The organism is Burkholderia sp. TSV86, from assembly GCF_001522865.1.
Lineage (GTDB): Bacteria > Pseudomonadota > Gammaproteobacteria > Burkholderiales > Burkholderiaceae > Burkholderia.
Genome location: NZ_LOWB01000024.1, coordinates 1 through 16,864 on the forward strand (window position 1 = coordinate 1; position 16,864 = coordinate 16,864).

Annotated in this window: 15 protein-coding genes and 1 pseudogene; 5 read left to right on the forward strand and 11 right to left on the reverse strand. The window is 66.1% G+C overall.

Going from position 1 to position 16,864, the window contains the following annotated elements:
* Together WS68_RS25685 and queF are read left to right on the forward strand one after the other, a co-directional pair.
* A pseudogene (locus WS68_RS25685) lies at positions 1-84 on the forward strand (threonine dehydratase); the annotation flags it as partial.
* A 22-nt stretch (positions 85-106) separates the two neighbouring features.
* The gene (gene queF, locus WS68_RS04245) at positions 107-931 is read left to right on the forward strand and encodes an NADPH-dependent 7-cyano-7-deazaguanine reductase QueF (protein ID WP_059517880.1); all 825 of its coding nucleotides are present in this window, start codon (positions 107-109) and stop codon (positions 929-931) included.
* 268 nt (positions 932-1,199) lie between these two features.
* Here the strand turns inward: queF and WS68_RS04250 are convergent, their stop codons facing one another.
* From WS68_RS04250 to WS68_RS04260, 3 genes are all read right to left on the reverse strand, one after another.
* Complete coding sequence (locus WS68_RS04250) at positions 1,200-1,589, reverse strand: RidA family protein (RefSeq protein ID WP_059569612.1); 390 nt, start codon at positions 1,587-1,589, stop codon at positions 1,200-1,202.
* Between the two features lie 144 nt (positions 1,590-1,733).
* Positions 1,734-3,215: an N-acyl-D-amino-acid deacylase family protein gene (locus WS68_RS04255; protein ID WP_059569613.1), complete on the reverse strand. Its 1,482-nt coding sequence runs from the start codon at positions 3,213-3,215 to the stop codon at positions 1,734-1,736.
* A 27-nt stretch (positions 3,216-3,242) separates the two neighbouring features.
* Positions 3,243-4,136: a MurR/RpiR family transcriptional regulator gene (locus WS68_RS04260; RefSeq protein WP_059569614.1), complete on the reverse strand. Its 894-nt coding sequence runs from the start codon at positions 4,134-4,136 to the stop codon at positions 3,243-3,245.
* A gap of 163 nt (positions 4,137-4,299) precedes the next feature.
* On the opposite strand from WS68_RS04260, the gene WS68_RS04265 reads away from it, so the two are divergent.
* The gene (locus WS68_RS04265; protein WP_059569615.1) at positions 4,300-5,592 is read left to right on the forward strand and encodes an amino acid deaminase; all 1,293 of its coding nucleotides are present in this window, start codon (positions 4,300-4,302) and stop codon (positions 5,590-5,592) included.
* A gap of 305 nt (positions 5,593-5,897) precedes the next feature.
* Entirely contained in the window at positions 5,898-6,479 is a 582-nt protein-coding gene (locus WS68_RS04270) for a DJ-1/PfpI family protein (RefSeq protein WP_059569616.1), read from the forward strand.
* Positions 6,480-6,674: 195 nt separating this feature from the next.
* On the opposite strand, the gene WS68_RS04275 is transcribed toward WS68_RS04270, so the two are convergent.
* Both WS68_RS04275 and WS68_RS04280 read right to left on the reverse strand, forming a co-directional pair.
* Entirely contained in the window at positions 6,675-7,145 is a 471-nt protein-coding gene (locus WS68_RS04275) for a MarR family winged helix-turn-helix transcriptional regulator (RefSeq protein WP_059569617.1), read from the reverse strand.
* A 61-nt stretch (positions 7,146-7,206) separates the two neighbouring features.
* Entirely contained in the window at positions 7,207-8,793 is a 1,587-nt protein-coding gene (locus WS68_RS04280; protein ID WP_059569618.1) for an MFS transporter, read from the reverse strand.
* Between the two features lie 109 nt (positions 8,794-8,902).
* Here WS68_RS04280 and WS68_RS04285 point away from each other — a divergent pair, with 109 nt between their 5' ends.
* Positions 8,903-9,802: an EcsC family protein gene (locus WS68_RS04285; RefSeq protein ID WP_059569619.1), complete on the forward strand. Its 900-nt coding sequence runs from the start codon at positions 8,903-8,905 to the stop codon at positions 9,800-9,802.
* Here the strand turns inward: WS68_RS04285 and WS68_RS04290 are convergent.
* The 6 genes from WS68_RS04290 to WS68_RS04315 form a co-directional block, all read right to left on the reverse strand.
* Complete coding sequence (locus WS68_RS04290; RefSeq protein ID WP_059569620.1) at positions 9,772-10,740, reverse strand: alpha/beta hydrolase; 969 nt, start codon at positions 10,738-10,740, stop codon at positions 9,772-9,774. The genes WS68_RS04285 and WS68_RS04290 overlap by 31 nt on opposite strands.
* Positions 10,741-10,880: 140 nt before the next feature.
* A complete protein-coding gene (locus tag WS68_RS04295) occupies positions 10,881-11,315 on the reverse strand; it encodes a CHRD domain-containing protein (protein WP_059569701.1) in 435 nt (144 codons plus the stop codon).
* A gap of 491 nt (positions 11,316-11,806) precedes the next feature.
* On the reverse strand, positions 11,807-12,973 hold the full coding sequence (locus WS68_RS04300) for a glycosyltransferase family 4 protein (protein WP_442857145.1): 1,167 nt from the start codon (positions 12,971-12,973) through the stop codon (positions 11,807-11,809).
* A 248-nt stretch (positions 12,974-13,221) separates the two neighbouring features.
* Positions 13,222-14,517: a polysaccharide biosynthesis/export family protein gene (locus WS68_RS04305; protein ID WP_059569702.1), complete on the reverse strand. Its 1,296-nt coding sequence runs from the start codon at positions 14,515-14,517 to the stop codon at positions 13,222-13,224.
* A 48-nt stretch (positions 14,518-14,565) separates the two neighbouring features.
* Positions 14,566-15,942: an undecaprenyl-phosphate glucose phosphotransferase gene (locus WS68_RS04310; RefSeq protein WP_059569622.1), complete on the reverse strand. Its 1,377-nt coding sequence runs from the start codon at positions 15,940-15,942 to the stop codon at positions 14,566-14,568.
* A gap of 55 nt (positions 15,943-15,997) precedes the next feature.
* On the reverse strand, positions 15,998-16,801 hold the full coding sequence (locus WS68_RS04315; RefSeq protein WP_059569623.1) for a Crp/Fnr family transcriptional regulator: 804 nt from the start codon (positions 16,799-16,801) through the stop codon (positions 15,998-16,000).
* Positions 16,802-16,864: the final 63 nt, after the last annotated feature.

Genomic DNA, 16,864 nt, shown 5'->3' on the forward strand with positions numbered 1-16,864 from the left:
GCATTCGACCGCTTCCTGGTCGCGCTCGGCTATCCGTTCTGGGAAGAGAGCGGCAATCCGGCGTACCACCTGTTCCTGTCGTAACCTCGATCACACGGACCCATTCATGAATCCCGAACACTCCCCGCTCGGCAAGACGACCGTCTACTCGAACCAGTATGACGCATCGCTGCTGTTCCCGATCCCTCGCGCCGGCTCGCGCGAGCAGATCGGCATAGGCGCGTCGCTGCCGTTCTTCGGCACCGATATTTGGAACGCCTACGAGCTTTCGTGGCTCAATGCGCGCGGCAAGCCGCAAGTCGCGATCGCGACGTTCTACGTGCCCGCTGAATCGCCGAATATCGTCGAATCGAAGTCGTTCAAGCTGTATCTCGGCTCGTTCGCGCAGACGGCGTTCGAATCGATCGAAGCGGTACGCGACACGATCAAGCGCGACGTATCGGCCGTGTGCGGCGCGAACGTCGGCGTGCAGCTCGCGGCACCCGCCGATTTTCGCAAGCTCAGCCTCGACGAACTCGACGGGCTGTCGCTCGATCGGCTCGACCTCGAGGCGGACGTCTACCATCCCGATGCGTCGCTGCTCGCCGCGTCGCACGACGAAGCGCCTGTCGAGGAAACGCTGGTCTCCGATTTGCTGAAATCGAACTGCCCGGTCACCGGCCAGCCCGACTGGGGCAGCGTGCAGATTCGCTACGTCGGCGCGCCGATCGATCACGCCGGGCTGTTGCGCTACATCATCTCGTATCGCGATCACACCGGCTTTCACGAGCAATGCGTCGAGCGGATCTTCATCGACATCCTGAACGCGTGCAAGCCGGTCAAGCTTGCGGTCTACGCGCGCTACACGCGGCGCGGCGGGCTCGACATCAATCCGTTCCGCACCAACTACAATCAGCCGATGCCCGACAACGCGCGCACCGCGCGGCAGTGAAGCGCGCGGCGGACAACGCCGGGTGCCTCGGGCCAGCGCCGCCGGATATCCGGCCCGACCCTGTTTCGCGCCGCGCGGCATCAGGGAGCGCGGAGGACGATTCGACGGCGGCTTGACGGCGGCTCGACAGCAGTTTGATGGCAATTTGACCGCAATAACTCGGGCCGCCGAAGCCCTTTCGCCGGCAAACGCGCGCCTTCGGCGCACATGAAAACGGGGCCGCAAGGGCCCCGTTCGACTATCGCGGCACGCGCCGCAGCGGCAACAATTACTTTGCCGGCGCCTTGTACGCGATGCAATCGACCTCGACCTTGCAGTCGATCACCATGCTCGACTGCACACATGCGCGCGCGGGCGGATGCGCGCCAAAATACGACACGAACACCTTGTTGAACGACGCGAAGTCCCGCGCGTCGTCGAGCCATACGCCGCAGCGCACGACGTGCTCGAGCCCGTAGCCGGCCTCGTCCAGGATCGCGATCACGTTCTCGATCGCCTGCTTCGACTGCGTGACGATCCCGCCCTCGACGACCTCGCCGTTCACCATCGGCGTCTGGCCGGACACGTACAGCCACCCGTCGTCGGTCTGCACCGCGCGCGCGAACGGCATCACCTGACCGCCCGTGCCCTTGGCCTCACCCACGCCATATCGCTTCATCGTTTCACTCCTTTACTTCGTTTGCTCGTTTGCCGAATCCACGCCGCCGGCGCGATGCCGGCGGCACCCAATCGTCGCTCGCGAAACCGGCGCGCGGACGCCCGCCGCGCCAGCCGGTCTCGCATGCGCGCGTTGCGCGCCTGCTCAGAACGCGTCGGCCGGCGTCGCCGCGCGGCGCTCGCCGCGCGCGACGAAGCGCCCCGCGCGCTCGCCCGTGGGCGCGCCGTCGCGATACGACAGCACGCCGTTCACCCATACCGCGTCGATGCCCTGCGCCGGCTGTTGCGGACGCTCGAACGTCGCCGCATCGCGCACCCGCGCTGGATCGAACAGAACGAGATCCGCGTGATAGCCGACGCGCACCTCGCCGCGCCCGTCGAGCCCGAAACGCCGCGCCGACAGCGACGTCATCTTGCGCACCGCCTCTTCGAGCGGTAGCAGCCCCTCGTCGCGCGCATAGTGGCCGAGCACGCGCGCAAACGCGCCCCAAAGCCGCGGATGCGGCAGCGGGTCGTTCGGCAGGCCGTCCGAGCCGATCATCGTCGCCGGATGCGACAGGATTCGGCGCACGTCGTCCTCCGCCATGTTGTGATAGACCGCGCCGGCCGGCATCAGCCGGCGCGCCGCGTCCTGTTCGCTCACGCCCCAATCGGCGGCGATCGTCTTCAGCAGCTTGCCCGCCATTTCCGGGTGCGGCTCGGACCACGTGACCGTGATGTCGATATCGCCCGTCACCTGCTTGAGCGCGAGCGTCGTCGAGCTGCGGCTGTACGGATAGCAGTCGCAGCCGACGGGTTGCAGCCGCCGCGCGCGCTCGAGCGACGCGAGCACTTCGCCGCTGCGTCCCCAGTTCGACGGCCCCGCGCACTTCAGGTGCGAGATCACGACGGGCACGCGCGCGTGGCGGCCGATCCGGTACGCCTCGTCCATCGCATCGAGAATCGCGTCGAACTCGGTGCGCATGTGCGTCGTATAAACCGCGCCGGCCTGCGCGAGCGGCTCGGCGAGCGCCATCACCTCCTCCGTCGGCGCGGCGAACGCGGACCCATACGCGAGCCCCGAACTCAAGCCGAGCGCGCCATGCGCGAGCGCTTCCTCAAGCTGCGCGCGCATCGCGGCGATCTCGGCATCGTTCGCCGCGCGATCGAGCCGGTCCATCTGGTTGTTGCGCAGCGCGGTATGGCCGACCAGCGCCGCGACGTTGACGGCCGGCCGCGCGGCATTCACCGCGTCGACATACGCGGCGAACGTCGGATAGCGAAACGCCGCGCGCGCGCCGAGCAGGTTCATCGGATCGGGCGGCTCGCCTTTGAGCGCCACCGGCGACGCACTGATCCCGCAGTTGCCGACGATCACCGTCGTCACGCCCTGCGAGATCTTCGGCAGCATCTGCGGCGCGTCGATCACGTTCGTATCGTCGTGCGTGTGCACGTCGATGAAGCCGGGCGCGAGCGCGCGGCCGCCGGCTTCGATCACGTCTTGCGCGAGCCAGTTCGTCAGATTGCCGATCGCGACGATCTTGGCATCGCGGATCGCGACGTCGCGCGCCACCGGCGGCGCGCCGCTGCCGTCGTAGAGCATCGCGCCGACGATCAGCGTGTCGGCGGCTTCGGGGTGCGAGTGCATGTCGCTGTCTCCTTCACGTCAGGTCCTTCAATCTCCGAGCGGCTGGCGCTCGCCGCCGCCGCGATGCACGTCGAGCGCATGCTTGACCCGCCGCAGCATCTCGCGGCTGCCGTCGCCGAGCTGGAGCGCGACCTCGGTGACGAGCACGTCGAGCGCCATCATCATCGCGTAGCGCGAAGCCGACGGTTTGAAAATGAAATCGGTTTCGAATGCAACGACCGGGATCAGATGATCGGCAAGCTGCGCGAGCGGCGACGCGGGCGCGGTGAGCGCGACGAGCACGGCGCCGTATTGCTTGGCAAGCGCGCAGCTGTCGTTGAGCTCGGGCACGCGCCCGGTGACCGACAGCGCGACGACGACGCAATCAGGCGCGACGGTGCTCGCAACCATGCGTTGCAGCAACGCATCCTGATAGCTGGCAACCGGCAAGCCAAAGCGCACGAGCCGAAAGCGCAGTTCGTCGGCGAGCGCGGTCGAGCCGCCGCCCTGCACGTACACGTAGATCATCCGCGCTCCGGCGAGCGCCGCGGCCGGTGCGTCGAACGACATCTGCGACAGCAGCTGGTGGTTCTGCTCGAGCGTGGCCTGCACGTCGTCGAACACGCGCTCGGCAGGCGTCGGATGGTGCCCATCGGCGCCCGCGGACGGCGCCAGAAAGCGCTGGCCGACGGCCGCTGCCTGCGCGAGCCGCAGCTTCAGCTCGCGCACGTCGCGACAGCCGACCGCCTTCGCAAAGCGCGTGACGGTCGCCACACTCACACCCGCCTGCGCGGCAAGCGCGCCGATGCTCGCGTGCGCGGCGCGGGCTAGATCGTCGAGTATCCACGCGGCGACCTTACGCTCGGCGTCACGCAGCTCAGGCGCGCGCTCGGCGATCCTGGCGACGACATCGAAAGCGGAGGGTTCGGGGGACGAATGCATGGGGCGTGCTCGACCGGCGGCGGCCGGCTGATGGGATCGCTAGCGGCTGATCCAGGGTGGATCAGCACATGTTAATAAATAACATTTTCGAACGGATGCTACTTTCTGTACTATCGTCAAGTCAACTTTACGCCGATATATAAGCATGATGGAGTGAGATAAAATGAAAGTTACAAACTATCAACAAGCGGCAATCGATCCGACCGGCAAGGGTCTGGGCAACGTGCCGGGCACGAGCGTGCCGCTCGCCGATGCTGGCCGCCTCGAATGGAATCTGCTCGACGAGGACGTCAGTTTGCCCGCCGCGGTGCTGTACGCAGAGCGCATCGAGCACAACCTGAAGTGGATGCAGGCGTTCGTCGCAGAATATGGCGTGAAGCTCGCACCGCACGGCAAGACGACGATGGCGCCGCAACTATTTCGCCGCCAGCTCGAAACGGGCGCGTGGGGCATCACGCTTGCGACCGCGCATCAAGTGCGTGCGGCGTACCGCGGCGGCGTGCGGCGCGTGCTGCTCGCCAACCAGCTTGTCGGCAAACGCAACATGGCGATGATCGCCGAACTGCTGAGCGATCCCGATTTCGAATTCTTCTGCCTCGTCGATTCGGCCGATGGCGCCGAGCAGCTCGGCCGCTTCTTCGACGCCGCGAACAAGCCGCTCAACGTGCTGCTCGAATTGGGCGTGCCGGGCGGGCGTACCGGCGTGCGTGACGATGCGCAGCGCGACGCGGTGCTCGCGGCGCTCGAGCGTTATCCGCGCGTGCTGAAGCTCGCCGGAATCGAGTTATACGAAGGCGTGCTGAAGCAAGAGCGCGACGTGCGCGCGTTCCTCCAGCGCGCGCTCGCGCTTACCCGCGAACTGGCGGCGGCCGGCCGTATCCGGCGCACGCCGGCGATTCTGTCCGGCGCGGGCTCGGCGTGGTACGACGTCGTAGCCGACGAGTTCGCGCACGCGCGCGAGACCATCGATATCGTGTTGCGCCCCGGCTGTTATCTGACGCACGACGTCGGCATCTACAAGAAAGCGCAAGCGGACATTCTCGCGCGCAACCCCATCGCGCGGGAAATGGGGGCGGGGTTGCTGCCCGCGCTGCATTTGTGGGCATACGTGCAATCGATTCCGGAGCCCGAATGCGCGATCGTCGCACTCGGCAAGCGCGATGCCGCGTTCGACGCCGGGCTGCCCGAGCCCGCGCGCCATTTCCGGCCCGGCTCGGTGGCAGGCTCGCAGGCCGGCGCGATGCCGCACGAGATTGCCGCCAGCGAAGGCTGGGCGGTCACGGCGATGATGGATCAGCATGCCTACCTGAAAATTCCCGCAGGCGCAGACCTGAAGGTCGGCGACATGATCGCGTTCGACATCTCGCATCCGTGCCTCACGTTCGACAAATGGCGGCAACTGCTCGTGGCCGATGAAAAGTACCGGGTGACCGAAGTGATCGAGACGTATTTCTGAGCGTGCGCCAATGGCTGGCGGCGGGCGAAACGGCTGACGCCGCGTTCACGGGCGATGTACGGGCGATGGCCTGTCACGGCTGCTTCGCCCACGCGTCATTCGCGCCGCGAAGCGGCGGAGTAAACTGCTTTTTGCCCCGCATCCGCGCGTGCCGGCCGGGCGGGCGCCCACGCTTGACGGCGGTTTCGGCCTGCGTGCTTTGCATGCGGCGGAAAGCCGGCGCCAGCGCCCACGGCCCAGACAATCACGTCATGACCCCGGAGTAAGCGTTGAAGCACGCGCTCCCATCGACACTGGAGATCATCATGGCAGCCAAGAAAATTCTGTTCCTGACGGGCGATTTCGCCGAAGACTACGAAACGATGGTGCCGTTCCAGGCACTCCTGGCGGTCGGCCATCAGGTCGACGCCGTATGCCCCGGCAAACGGGCAGGCGACAAAGTGAAGACGGCGATCCACGATTTCGAGGGCGATCAGACCTATACCGAAAAGCCCGGCCACCAGTTCACGCTGAACGCGGCGTTCGACGACGTCGATCCGGCACGCTATGACGCGCTCGCGATCGCAGGCGGGCGCGCCCCCGAATATCTGCGTCTCGATCCGAAAGTGATCTCGCTCGTGCGCGCATTCGCCGATGAACACAAACCGATCGCGGCCATCTGCCATGCCGCGCAATTGCTGGCCGCGGCCGACGTGATTCGCGGCAAGCGGATCGCCGCGTATCCGGCATGCGCACCCGAAGTGCGTCTCGCCGGAGGCGAATATGCGGACATTCCCGTCGACGCCGCCGTCACCGACGCACCGTTCGTCACCGCGCCCGCGTGGCCCGCGCATCCGGCATGGCTCGCGCAGTTCCTTGCGCTGCTTGGCACGCGGATCGAGCTTTGACGAAGCCGCGCGGGCACAGGCACGGCGGCGCGCCATGCCGCTGCGCCGCCGCACGCATGGCCGCCGGGCAAAGCCGACGCGGCTGCCATCGAGCCGAATCGGCCGTCGGCCACGGCCAACCGGGCCCGCCGGCCAGACCTGCGCCGCCACGCCGGCAATGCAACCCGCTCGGCGCCGCTTGGCCGGCGTGCCCGCTCAGCCCTCCCCGGCGGCCCCGTCAGCTTTCGCCGGCGCAACCCGCGCGACATCGGCGACGCGCGCCTCGAGCAATGCGAGTGCGCTGGACAGCGCGCCCAGCACATCGTCCGGCAGCGCGGCCATCGTGTCGTGCAGGAATGCATTGCGGCGCGGCAGGCATTCGTCGAAGGCCTGCCGCCCGGCCGCCGTCAGCTTCACGTTCGTCACGCGGTTGTCGCGCGGATCGGCATCGCGCTCGATCCAGCCGAGCGTCTCGAGTGTCTTCAACTGACGCGTGAGCGCGCCCGGATCGACGCGCAGCAATTCGACGAGCCGCTTCTGCGACGACACGCCGTCGTTCGCGTCCAACGCGACCATGATGCGCCAACGCGGCAGCGGCTGCCCCACATGAGTCTCGAATGCGGCCATGAACGTCCGATAAGTCCGTCCGAATTGCTGCAAAATCGCGATGCGGTCCTGTTCTTCCATGCGCTAGCTTCGACTCCGGCGGCAAACAACGAAAAGATCAAACGATCGACCCAGCGCGCGCTCACTCGGCGGCAACCGCGGGCTCGAGCGTGCGGCGCAGCTCAAGAGGCGGAACGCGGCGGCTTTGCCACACCGCGAACAGCGCGACGGCCGCGCCCACGCCGATGCCCAGATGAATCGCGCCGACGAGCGCGTCGCGTGCCGCGTCGATCATGAATTCGCCATGATGCCCGGCGCGCGCTAACTCGTCCACGACTCGCGCCTGCGCCGCGCGATCAATCAGCACATGCGGATCGGCGAGCCGGGCCTGCCACGGCAGCGCGCCGTCGGCGGTGAGCGCGGCGCGCACGCCGCGCCCGTAGAACGCGTTGACGAGCGCGCCCGTCAACGCGGCGCCGCCCATGCCGCCCACCATCCGCAGCGATTGAAGCAGCGCCGTCGCGATGCCCACGTGCGCCCGCCCCGCCGCCTGCTGCGCGAACACGGTCAGGTTGGGCAGCACGAAGCCCAGCCCCACGCCGCCTACAACCATCCATGCCATCAGCATCCACGCTGGGGTACGGTGCGTCGACGCGACGATGCCCGCGCACGCGAGCGCGAACAGCAGAAAACCGGCATGCAGCATCGCGTTCGGACGGCGGATCCGCGTAACGACCCGGCCGTTCATGATGCTGCCGATGGTGATGAACACGACAAGCGGCGTGATCACGATGCCCGCCTGCTGCGGCGACATCCCGAAGCCGCCCTGGAAAAGCAGCGGCGCGTAGAAGATCAACGAGAACATCGCGAAACCGCCGAGCAGCGACAGAATAAAGAGCGTCGACAGCGCGCGGTTCGCGAACATCTCGAGCGGCAGGATCGGCTGCGCGGCGCGCTTTTCCCAGCGCCAGAGCGCCACGCCGCCTGCGAGCGCGACGACGAGCATCGGCCAGCCGCCGGCCCCGTATTTCGGCAGCCATTCGACGAATAGCTGCACCGCGCCGAGCGTCACGGCGATCAGAAGCGCACCGGGCCAATCGAGCCGTATCTTGCCATGCTCGGCGTGCCGCAGATGCGGCAGATATCGCCAAACGAAAAAAAACGACAGCAGGCCGACGGGCAGATTCACGTAGAACACCGAGCGCCAGCCGTAATGCTGGGTCAGCACGCCGCCCAGCGACGGGCCGACCGCGTTTGCGATACCGAACGCCGCGCTCATCATCACCTGCCAGCGCAGCCGCACGACCGAATCGGGAAAGAGATCGGGAATGCACGCGAACACCGTGCCGACCAGCATCCCGCCACCAATGCCTTGCAGCGCGCGCGCGAGCACGAGCGCGATCATCGTCTGCGCGGTCCCGCATAGCACCGACGCACCGGTAAACACCACGATCGACGCGATCACGAACGGCTTACGCCCGAAATAATCGCCGAGCCGCCCGAAGATCGGCACGGTGATCACCGATGCGAGCAGATACGACGTCGCAACCCACGCGTACAGATCGAAGCCGTGCAGTTCCCCGACGATCGTCGGCAGCGCGGTGCCGACCACGGTTTGGTCGAGCGCGACGAGCATCGTGACGAACGAGATGCCGAGCATCGCGAGCAGCGATTCGCGAAACGGCAGAACTTGCCCGCTCGAATGGCGGGCTGCGATATCGACGGCCATTTTTTGCTCACGCAATATTTGATACATCAATTATTTGAACAGTCTATCACGCATCGAGTAATCTAGCCGGCACTCTCCTCCCAGGCTGCGCGCATCGCAAAGGATTCAGATGGAACCGCTCAACCCCGTTGCCGAGCCGACGTTGTCGGCCGAAGATCTCGATACGCTGCGGCGCGCGAAGATCGCGCTCGAAAGCCCGCCGCTGACGGTCAAGTTGACGAGCATTGTCGGCGCGCCGGTCGAGAAGATGATCGCGAAGCTGCCCGGTTTCGCGTCCGACAAAATCAACGACGCCACCCAGCTCGCACTGCGCAAGTGTCTGCACATCGCGCTGCGCACGCTCGGCAAATCGGGCGGCGTTGCCGGCGCGCACGAAATGCCGAACAAGCCCAGCAACCTGCTGCACAAGCTCGCCGTCGCGACCACGGGCGCGGCGGGCGGCGCGTTCGGCCTGTTCGCGCTGCCCGTCGAGCTGCCGGTTACGGCGACGCTGATGTTCCGCTCGATCTGCGATATCGCGCGCAGCGAAGGCGAGGATCTGTCGAGCGCCGAAGCGCAACTGCAATGTCTCGCCGTGCTTGGGATGGGCGGCGGGTTCGGCCGTGCGCGCGGCAGCGCGGACGGCAGCTTGCCGCCCCAGCCGGGCGGCGCTGCCGACGAGGACGCCGATATCGGCTACTTCATGCTGCGCGGCGCACTCGCGCAGGCGGTGTCGAAAGCATCGTCGGAGATCGCGTCGAAGGGCTTCACGATACATGGCTCGACGGCGCTCTTCCGGCTGGTGCAAGCGATCGCCTCTCGTTTTTCGGTGCAGGTGACCGAGCAGATTGCGGCGAAATCGATCCCGGCGATCGGCGCGGTGCTCGGCGCCACCGTCAACACGCTATTCATCGACCATTTCCAGCAGGCCGCGCACGGCCACTTCGCGGTGCGCCGGCTCGAACGCAAGTACGGGCAAGCGGCCGTCAAGGCCGCTTATCAGGCCATCGATATGTCGGCCGCGCGCTGAGCCGCCGGGCGCTCGAGCGCGATGCGCCGCACGAATACGGCCGCGCGCTTGAGCGCGCGCGCCGCCTCGGGCACGAACGGCACGTAGATCTGCCAGACGTGCGGCATCTGCGGCCATATTTCGAATTCGACTGGCACGCCCGCCGCGCGCGCACGGTCGGCCACGCGACGCGCATCGTCGAGCAGCACCTCGGTGCTGCCCACCTGGATGAAAAGCGGCGGCAGTCCGCGCAGATCCGCGTATACCGGCGACGCGTAAGGATGATCGCCGGGCGTGCTGCCGAGATAAAGGCGCGCCGCGCGGCCGAGCGCGATGCCGGCGAATACCGGATCGATGCCGTCGTGCGTGCGCAGCGTATCGCCCGTCGCGGCGAGATCCGTCCACGGCGAGAACAGTACCGCGCCCGCCGGCAAAGGCTCGCCGGCGTCGCGCAGTGCCACGAGCGTGGCAAGCGCGAGTCCGCCGCCCGCCGAATCGCCGCCGAATACGATCGACTCGGGCGGCGTGCCCGTCGCGACGAGATGCCGATAGGCGGCGAGCGCGTCGTCGAGCGCGGCCGGAAACGGATGTTCGGGCGCGAGCCGGTAATCGAGCGAGAACGAACGCACGTCCGCGTATTTGGTCAACGCGAAGACAAGCGGACGGTGCGTTTGCGGCGAGCAAAAGTAATAGCCGCCGCCGTGAAAATACAGCAGCGTCAGGCTTTGAGGTGCGCGGCCGGCGGACGAATCGGCACGCTCGAGCCATTCGCCGCGCAGCGGCGCGTCAGCCGGGCCGTAGCGCTCGCGCAGCCGCCAGCCGGCGGGCAGGCGGTGCGGCACGCGCGTGCGCAGCCCAGATAAGCGCCTCGCACGCGCGGGATCGATCACCGGACGCAGCGTCTCGGGACGGAAATGCCGGCGCAGCAGCCAGCACGCCACCATGTTTTGCCAACTCATCGGACGCACTCCGAACCGGAAAAGCACGACGATACTACGTATGACCCGGCGCGCGCTCACCGCCCGCCCATGCAGCCCTTCGCTCCGAGCGTCGCCGAGCGGCAGGCGCGGGCGCCGGCTCCCCGCACTCGCCGCCGGACTCAGTTCACCGGCCGGACCTGGCCGCGAATCTCTCCGGCTGGATGGGCCTGCGTATGAATGTTGAAGTACCACTTGCCCGCCATCAGGTCACCCACCTGCGCGTCGGTCAACGCCTTTTCGCCATTGATGGGGCTCGCGAGCGCGTCCTTCGGAATCGGCACCTGAATGGCCGCATTTTGTCCCACGGGCGCGGGACCGTGGAAATGCGCGGCTGTCGCGGGCCCGGTCAGATTGCGGTATTCGACCGTCCAACGCAGCGTATGCGTGGCCGTGTCATAGGCCGCATCCAGCCGGCCGGAACCCTTGCTCGTCGTCGGCGGCACTTCGCTCGACGGCTGTAGATCCGCGACGAGCGTCACCGTTTCGGCGCGTGCGACGCCGGCCGCGAGCACGCATGCGAGCACACCGACCCCAATCCTGCGCGATGTCAGCATGAAACCTCCTTGCGGTTGTCGGCCACGCCGTGACGCCACGCGCGGCGCGCGGCGCGGATTCAAACCCCGATCATAGTCGATCCCGCGCGCGGCCACGCCGCCGCCATGCTGTTGCGCAAGCGGCGATGAGAAGCGAAAGATAAAAAGATAATTGCAAGAACCCAGCAGAATACGCATCGGCGCTTTCGCTATACTGCGTACTTGTAGAACGAGTTGCTTGCTTGGTAGTTTGCGTTCTTCCGTTCGGCTGGCATCTTCCGCCATTGATCAGCGCGACCCGTAACCCTCGGGCCGCGCTTTTTTTTTATGAACCGGCTTCGTGGCTGCTTGGCGCGGGGTTCCGGCACGTCACGACCGCGCTTGGCACGACGCGCTTTCGCGATTGCTTCCGCGATCGACAACGTTCGAGGCTGCACCGCTTGCCCGCCCAATAACGCGCCGTCCGGTCTGCTCCGCGTCGGCGCGCCGGCGCCGCAATGCCGGCCGGCCCGTTATCGTCCGAATTGGCGCAGCACGTTGACCAACTGCGTCGCCGCAATGTCCCAACGGAATTGGGCCGAGTGCTTCCGCCCCTTTTCACGCAACTCGCCGCGCAGTGCTGCGTCCCCCATCAACTGCGCGATCTTCGCGGCGATGTCGGCTGCATCGTGTGCGTCGCAATACAGCGCCGCATCGCCGCACGCTTCGGGCAGCGACGCCTCGCGCGACGCAATCACCGGGCACCCACAGTACATCGCCTCGACAGGCGGCAGCCCCCACCCTTCGTATAGCGAAGGAAACACGAAGCAGCCGGCATGTTCGTAGAGCGCCTTCAGTTCGCCGTCGCTCACATAGCCTGCCCAAATGATATTGCGAGCGTTTTGCCCGCCACCCAGCGCCGATGCACCGAAAATCTTGACGTTCGAGCCGCCCGCGATCACGAACCTCAGCTCGGGATGGCTGCGCTCGAGCTGCGAAATCGCCTCGAGCGTGCGAGCAAGGTTCTTGCCCGGCGCCAGCGAGCCGACGATCAGCACGTAACCGTCGTAAGCAAGCCCCAGCCGCTCGAGCACCGATGCATCGCTGGCGATCCGGTCGAAGTGATCGATGCCGGATACGACCGTCGATACCTTATACGGAGAAACGCCAAGACGGGCCACGATGCGCTCTTTCGAGAAATGCGACACCGTCACGATATGCCGGACGTTTTGCTTGAGCACCCAGAACGCAAAGCGATACCAAAGCTGGAATGCACGCGAATAACCCTGCGGAAAATCGAACACCGCGACGTCGTGAATCATCAGCACCTGGTTACGCTTGAACAGCGGGCCAATGTTGCAGAGGCTCAACAGCGTCTGCCCGCGCGTCGCGAACGGCAGCGCGAGCTGCTCCCAGAGCACGCCGCGCAGACGAGGCACGACGCGGCGCGCGATGGCGGGCGGCAGCGCATCGCTCGCATGATCGCGCGGCACGACGAGCGTCGGATTGCGCTCGCCGCGAAACAGACGGGCAATCGCCGATGTGTACTCATGTGCGACGCGCTGCACGCCAGTCAGCCGCTGCGAAGTGAACTTACCGTTGATCGCCACGGGCGACGGCAGCGCGGGCCCTGCCGCGCGCTCGCCGCCGGCTGCCGCACGGCGGGCGGCATCGGGCACCGCCCTCGCGGCAAACGACATGCCTGGCGCGGTTATATTGGATTCCTTATCATTACGCGGCGTGCGCAGCGACGGCTTATATGTGGGAGACGAATTCATGGCGGCAGGATGTCACGACACCTGGTTGACGGGCGCGCATGCTGCGCGTCGAGCGCGCGCAACTGCGCGCTATATGCGTTCCAGTGTCGCCGTTCCGATGCGCACGGTCGGTGCGCTGCTTCGCACAAACCGCGGCGCGCCAACCTTCGTGCGCGCCGCGTATCGGTGCCTCAACGGTTGCGGGCAATCGACCAGAGCATGAACATCGATTGAGCCGTCGGCATGATTTCCGTCAGCACGCGGTTGAAGCGGGAGACGGGCGCCGTGCCGACGTAGACGACGTCGAGCGGCTTCATGTCGAACTGCGTGGCAAGCATCATCGAATCCACTTGCGTCATGTCCAGGCGCAGCACTTCAGGCTTGTTGAATGCGGGCGCATAGCTGACCTTCTTCAAGCCCTCCTGCACCGTACCTTGCGTGCCGTCCAACTGCGCAAGCGGCGGATTCGGATGACGGATCACCAGCACTTGCCGCGGGTTCGCGTTCATCGTGTCGATGCTGCCAGCGGCCGCGAGCGCGTCGGCCAGCGACAGACGCCCTTGATTCATGAACACGGTCTGCGGCTTCGGCACTTCGCCGAACACGAACACGCGATTCTGCGTGTGGTCCGGCACATGGACGATGTCGCCCGGCTGCAGCGCGATGTTCTGCCGCAAATCGCCGCGATTCAAGATATTGTTCACGTCGATCGTCATCACGCGATTGCCGCGCGTGACGAGCACGCGCTGCAGATCGGCGTCGGGGTTGCCGCCGCCCGCGCGATTGATCGCGTCAACGACGCGCAACGCCGAACCCGTCAACGACAGTTGTCCCGGATTCTTCACGTCGCCCGTCACCTGGATGCGCTGGCTGCGGAACTGCATCACGCGCACGTCGACCTGAGGATTCTTGATCTGCGAGCCGAGCCGGCGCGTGAGCAGCGCGGCGATCTGCTGGGTGCTCATTCCGTCAACGCGCACACGGCCGAGCGTCGGGAAGAAGATGGTGCCGTTCGCGGCAACACGCTGGCCGGACGTATCGACTTCGCCCTGGCCGTTGGTGCCCAACGCGCTGATCTGCTGCGGCAGCACGCCGCCCAATCCGCCCGATGCCTGCAACGTGCCCATATCGACGAGCGGCGACATGTCGTTGCCCGAAGTGCCGCTCGCGCCGCGCGTCAGCTCGGGGTGATCGTAGACGTAAATGCCGAGTACGTCGTCGGGCCCGACGCGGTAGTCGGCCGATTCGGCCGGCAGCGCTCGCGTGGACAAGCTTGCTTGCTTGGTGACCGCATCGGCTTCGTCGGCCTGTTTGAGCGCGTAGATCAGCTGGGGGGTGATCAGCTTGACGTCGTAGACCGTCGTATCGGTCGGTGCGCCGAGATCGTCATGCATGCGCTTCGAATCGAGCGACGGTCCCGGCGCAAATGCGCAGCCCGACAAGGCTGCCGCTGCGATGGCGGCCGCCCACGTTAGGCGTTTCTTCAACATCTTGTAGTACTCCTTGTAGCGTGTGAAACGGGATCGCGGCGGCGCTCAGAATGCGTTACGTCCGACGAATCCCTTGACCAGCGTAATCATGATGATCTTGATATCGAACCAGAACGTCCAGTTTTGCACGTAGAACAGATCGAACTTCACGCGCGCGGCCATCTTCTCGACCTTGCGCGTCTCGCCGCGGTAGCCGTTTACCTGCGCCCAGCCGGTGATGCCGGGACGCACGCGGTAGCGCAGCATGTAGCCGTCGACAAGCTCCTTGTAAATATCGTCGTGTTCGAGCGCGTGCGGGCGCGGCCCGACGATCGACATCTGGCCGAACAGCACGTTGAAGAACTGCGGCAGCTCGTCGAGCGACGTGCGGCGCAGGAACGCGCCAACCTTCGTGATCCGCGTGTCGTTGCGCGAGGCCTGACGCACGACGCCCGTTTCCTCAGTATGCACACGCATCGAGCGGAACTTCAAGATTTCGAATTCGCGGCCGTCGACGCCCTTGCGTTTCTGGCGGAACAGCACCGGCCCGGGCGACGACAGCTTCACGGCAAGCGCGAGCACGCCGAGCACCGGCAGCAGCGGAATCAGCACGGCGGCAGCGAACAGGCGGTCGAACACGAGCTTCGGCCACAATTGCGGGACCGACAGCGGGCTCGTCGCCAGATTGATCGCCGGCAAACCGGCCACCTGAGTGACAGAACGGTTGAATGCCGTGAGCCCGCGAACATCGGGCAGGAAGCGCAGATTCACGAAATCGTGACGGAATTCGCGAACGATCCGCTGAATCTGCCGCTCATGCGACAGCGGCAACGCAAGCCAGATCTCGTCGATCGCGCCCGCGCGCACGCGGCGTTTAAGCTCGCGCAGATCCGAGACAACGGGCAAGCCGCCCACCTGCGGCTGCGCGGCGGCAGCGCGCTCGCTGCTTTCGTCGAACAAACACACGGGCTCGTAGCTGTGCGACGGCGACGCACGCAATTGTTCGAGCACGGCGCGGCCGTAGATCTCCGAGCCGACGATCGCGACCGCGCGCCGCTTGCTGCCCGAGCGGCGCATCCGCGCGGCGATGCCGTGAATCGCGGCGCGGCCGATCAACAGCACCGCGCCGGACGCGACGATCGTGCGGCCGAGCCACGCAAACGACACGTCGGCGTCGCGGTGCAGCAACAGCGTAAATATCGCTCCGATCACGCTGACGCCCAACCAGCCAAGCAGCGCGCGGGAATGCGAGGTCCGCTCGCGCATGCTGTCGTAGACGCCCAGCGCCGAGAAAATGATCAGCGTCAGCGCGCACAGAAGTGCGACAACCGCGCGCTGCATGTCGGAAACGTCGAGAATCCCGTGTCCATACAGCATTTGTGCCAGCAGTGCGCCTGCCGCCACCAGCACAACGTCCAGCAATCTGTTCAAAAATCCCCACATCGCCGTATCTCCGCTTTCCTTCGTCAATCGCTTGCCTTTGTATGGGTTGTGCGCATCAGGCGGCCGAGCGGGCCATCTCCGGGTAGCCGGCGACGCGTAGCGGACGGCCTTCGGCCGGAATCGCGCGATCCGCGTCCTGCTTGGCGTCGGCCACCAGCCGATTGAATTCGGCGCGGATCATGCCGTAGCACTCGCACGCATGCGCTTCGAGACCTTGCCGGTCGAGCACGGTAATGTGGCCGCGGCGCTGACGAATCAGACCCGCTTCCTGCAGCTTGCCGGCTGCCTCCGTGATGCCTTCGCGGCGCACGCCGAGCATGTTCGCGATCGTTTGCTGCGTGACTGCAAGCTCATCGCCTTCGACACGGTCGTGCGCGAGCAGCAGCCAGCGGCTCAGTTGCTCGCTCACCGAGTGATGGCGGTTGCAAAGCGCGCTGCGTGCGATTTGCGCCATCGCCACGCGCCAGTAGCGCAACATCAGTTGGAAGGTGTCGACCGAACGGTCGAATTCACGCCGGAACACCTGGGTCGGCACACGGTACGCATAGCCGCCGCTGCGCACCTCAATGCGGCCCACCGTCGCGCCGCAACCGTAATCGGCCAGCGACGACACGCCCACCGCCCCTTCACTGCCCACGGCGGCCACCTCGACCATCGCGCCATCCTCCATCAGGTACAGCACCGACATCATCGAAGTGGTCGGGAAGTACAAATGACGCATCGGCTCGTCGGTTTCGCAGAGCAATTGGGCACTCTTGATCTTCACGAGTTCGAGATGCGGCGCGAGCGCACGCAGGCTGTCGTCGGTTAGCGAGCCCAGCAGGGCGTTGGCGTAGAAACCATTTGTCTGATGAAGCATGTTCTGTGTCCTGGTTCGTCGGCGCCGATCGCGTATCACGGCGCGGGATTCCGCTCTGTCAAG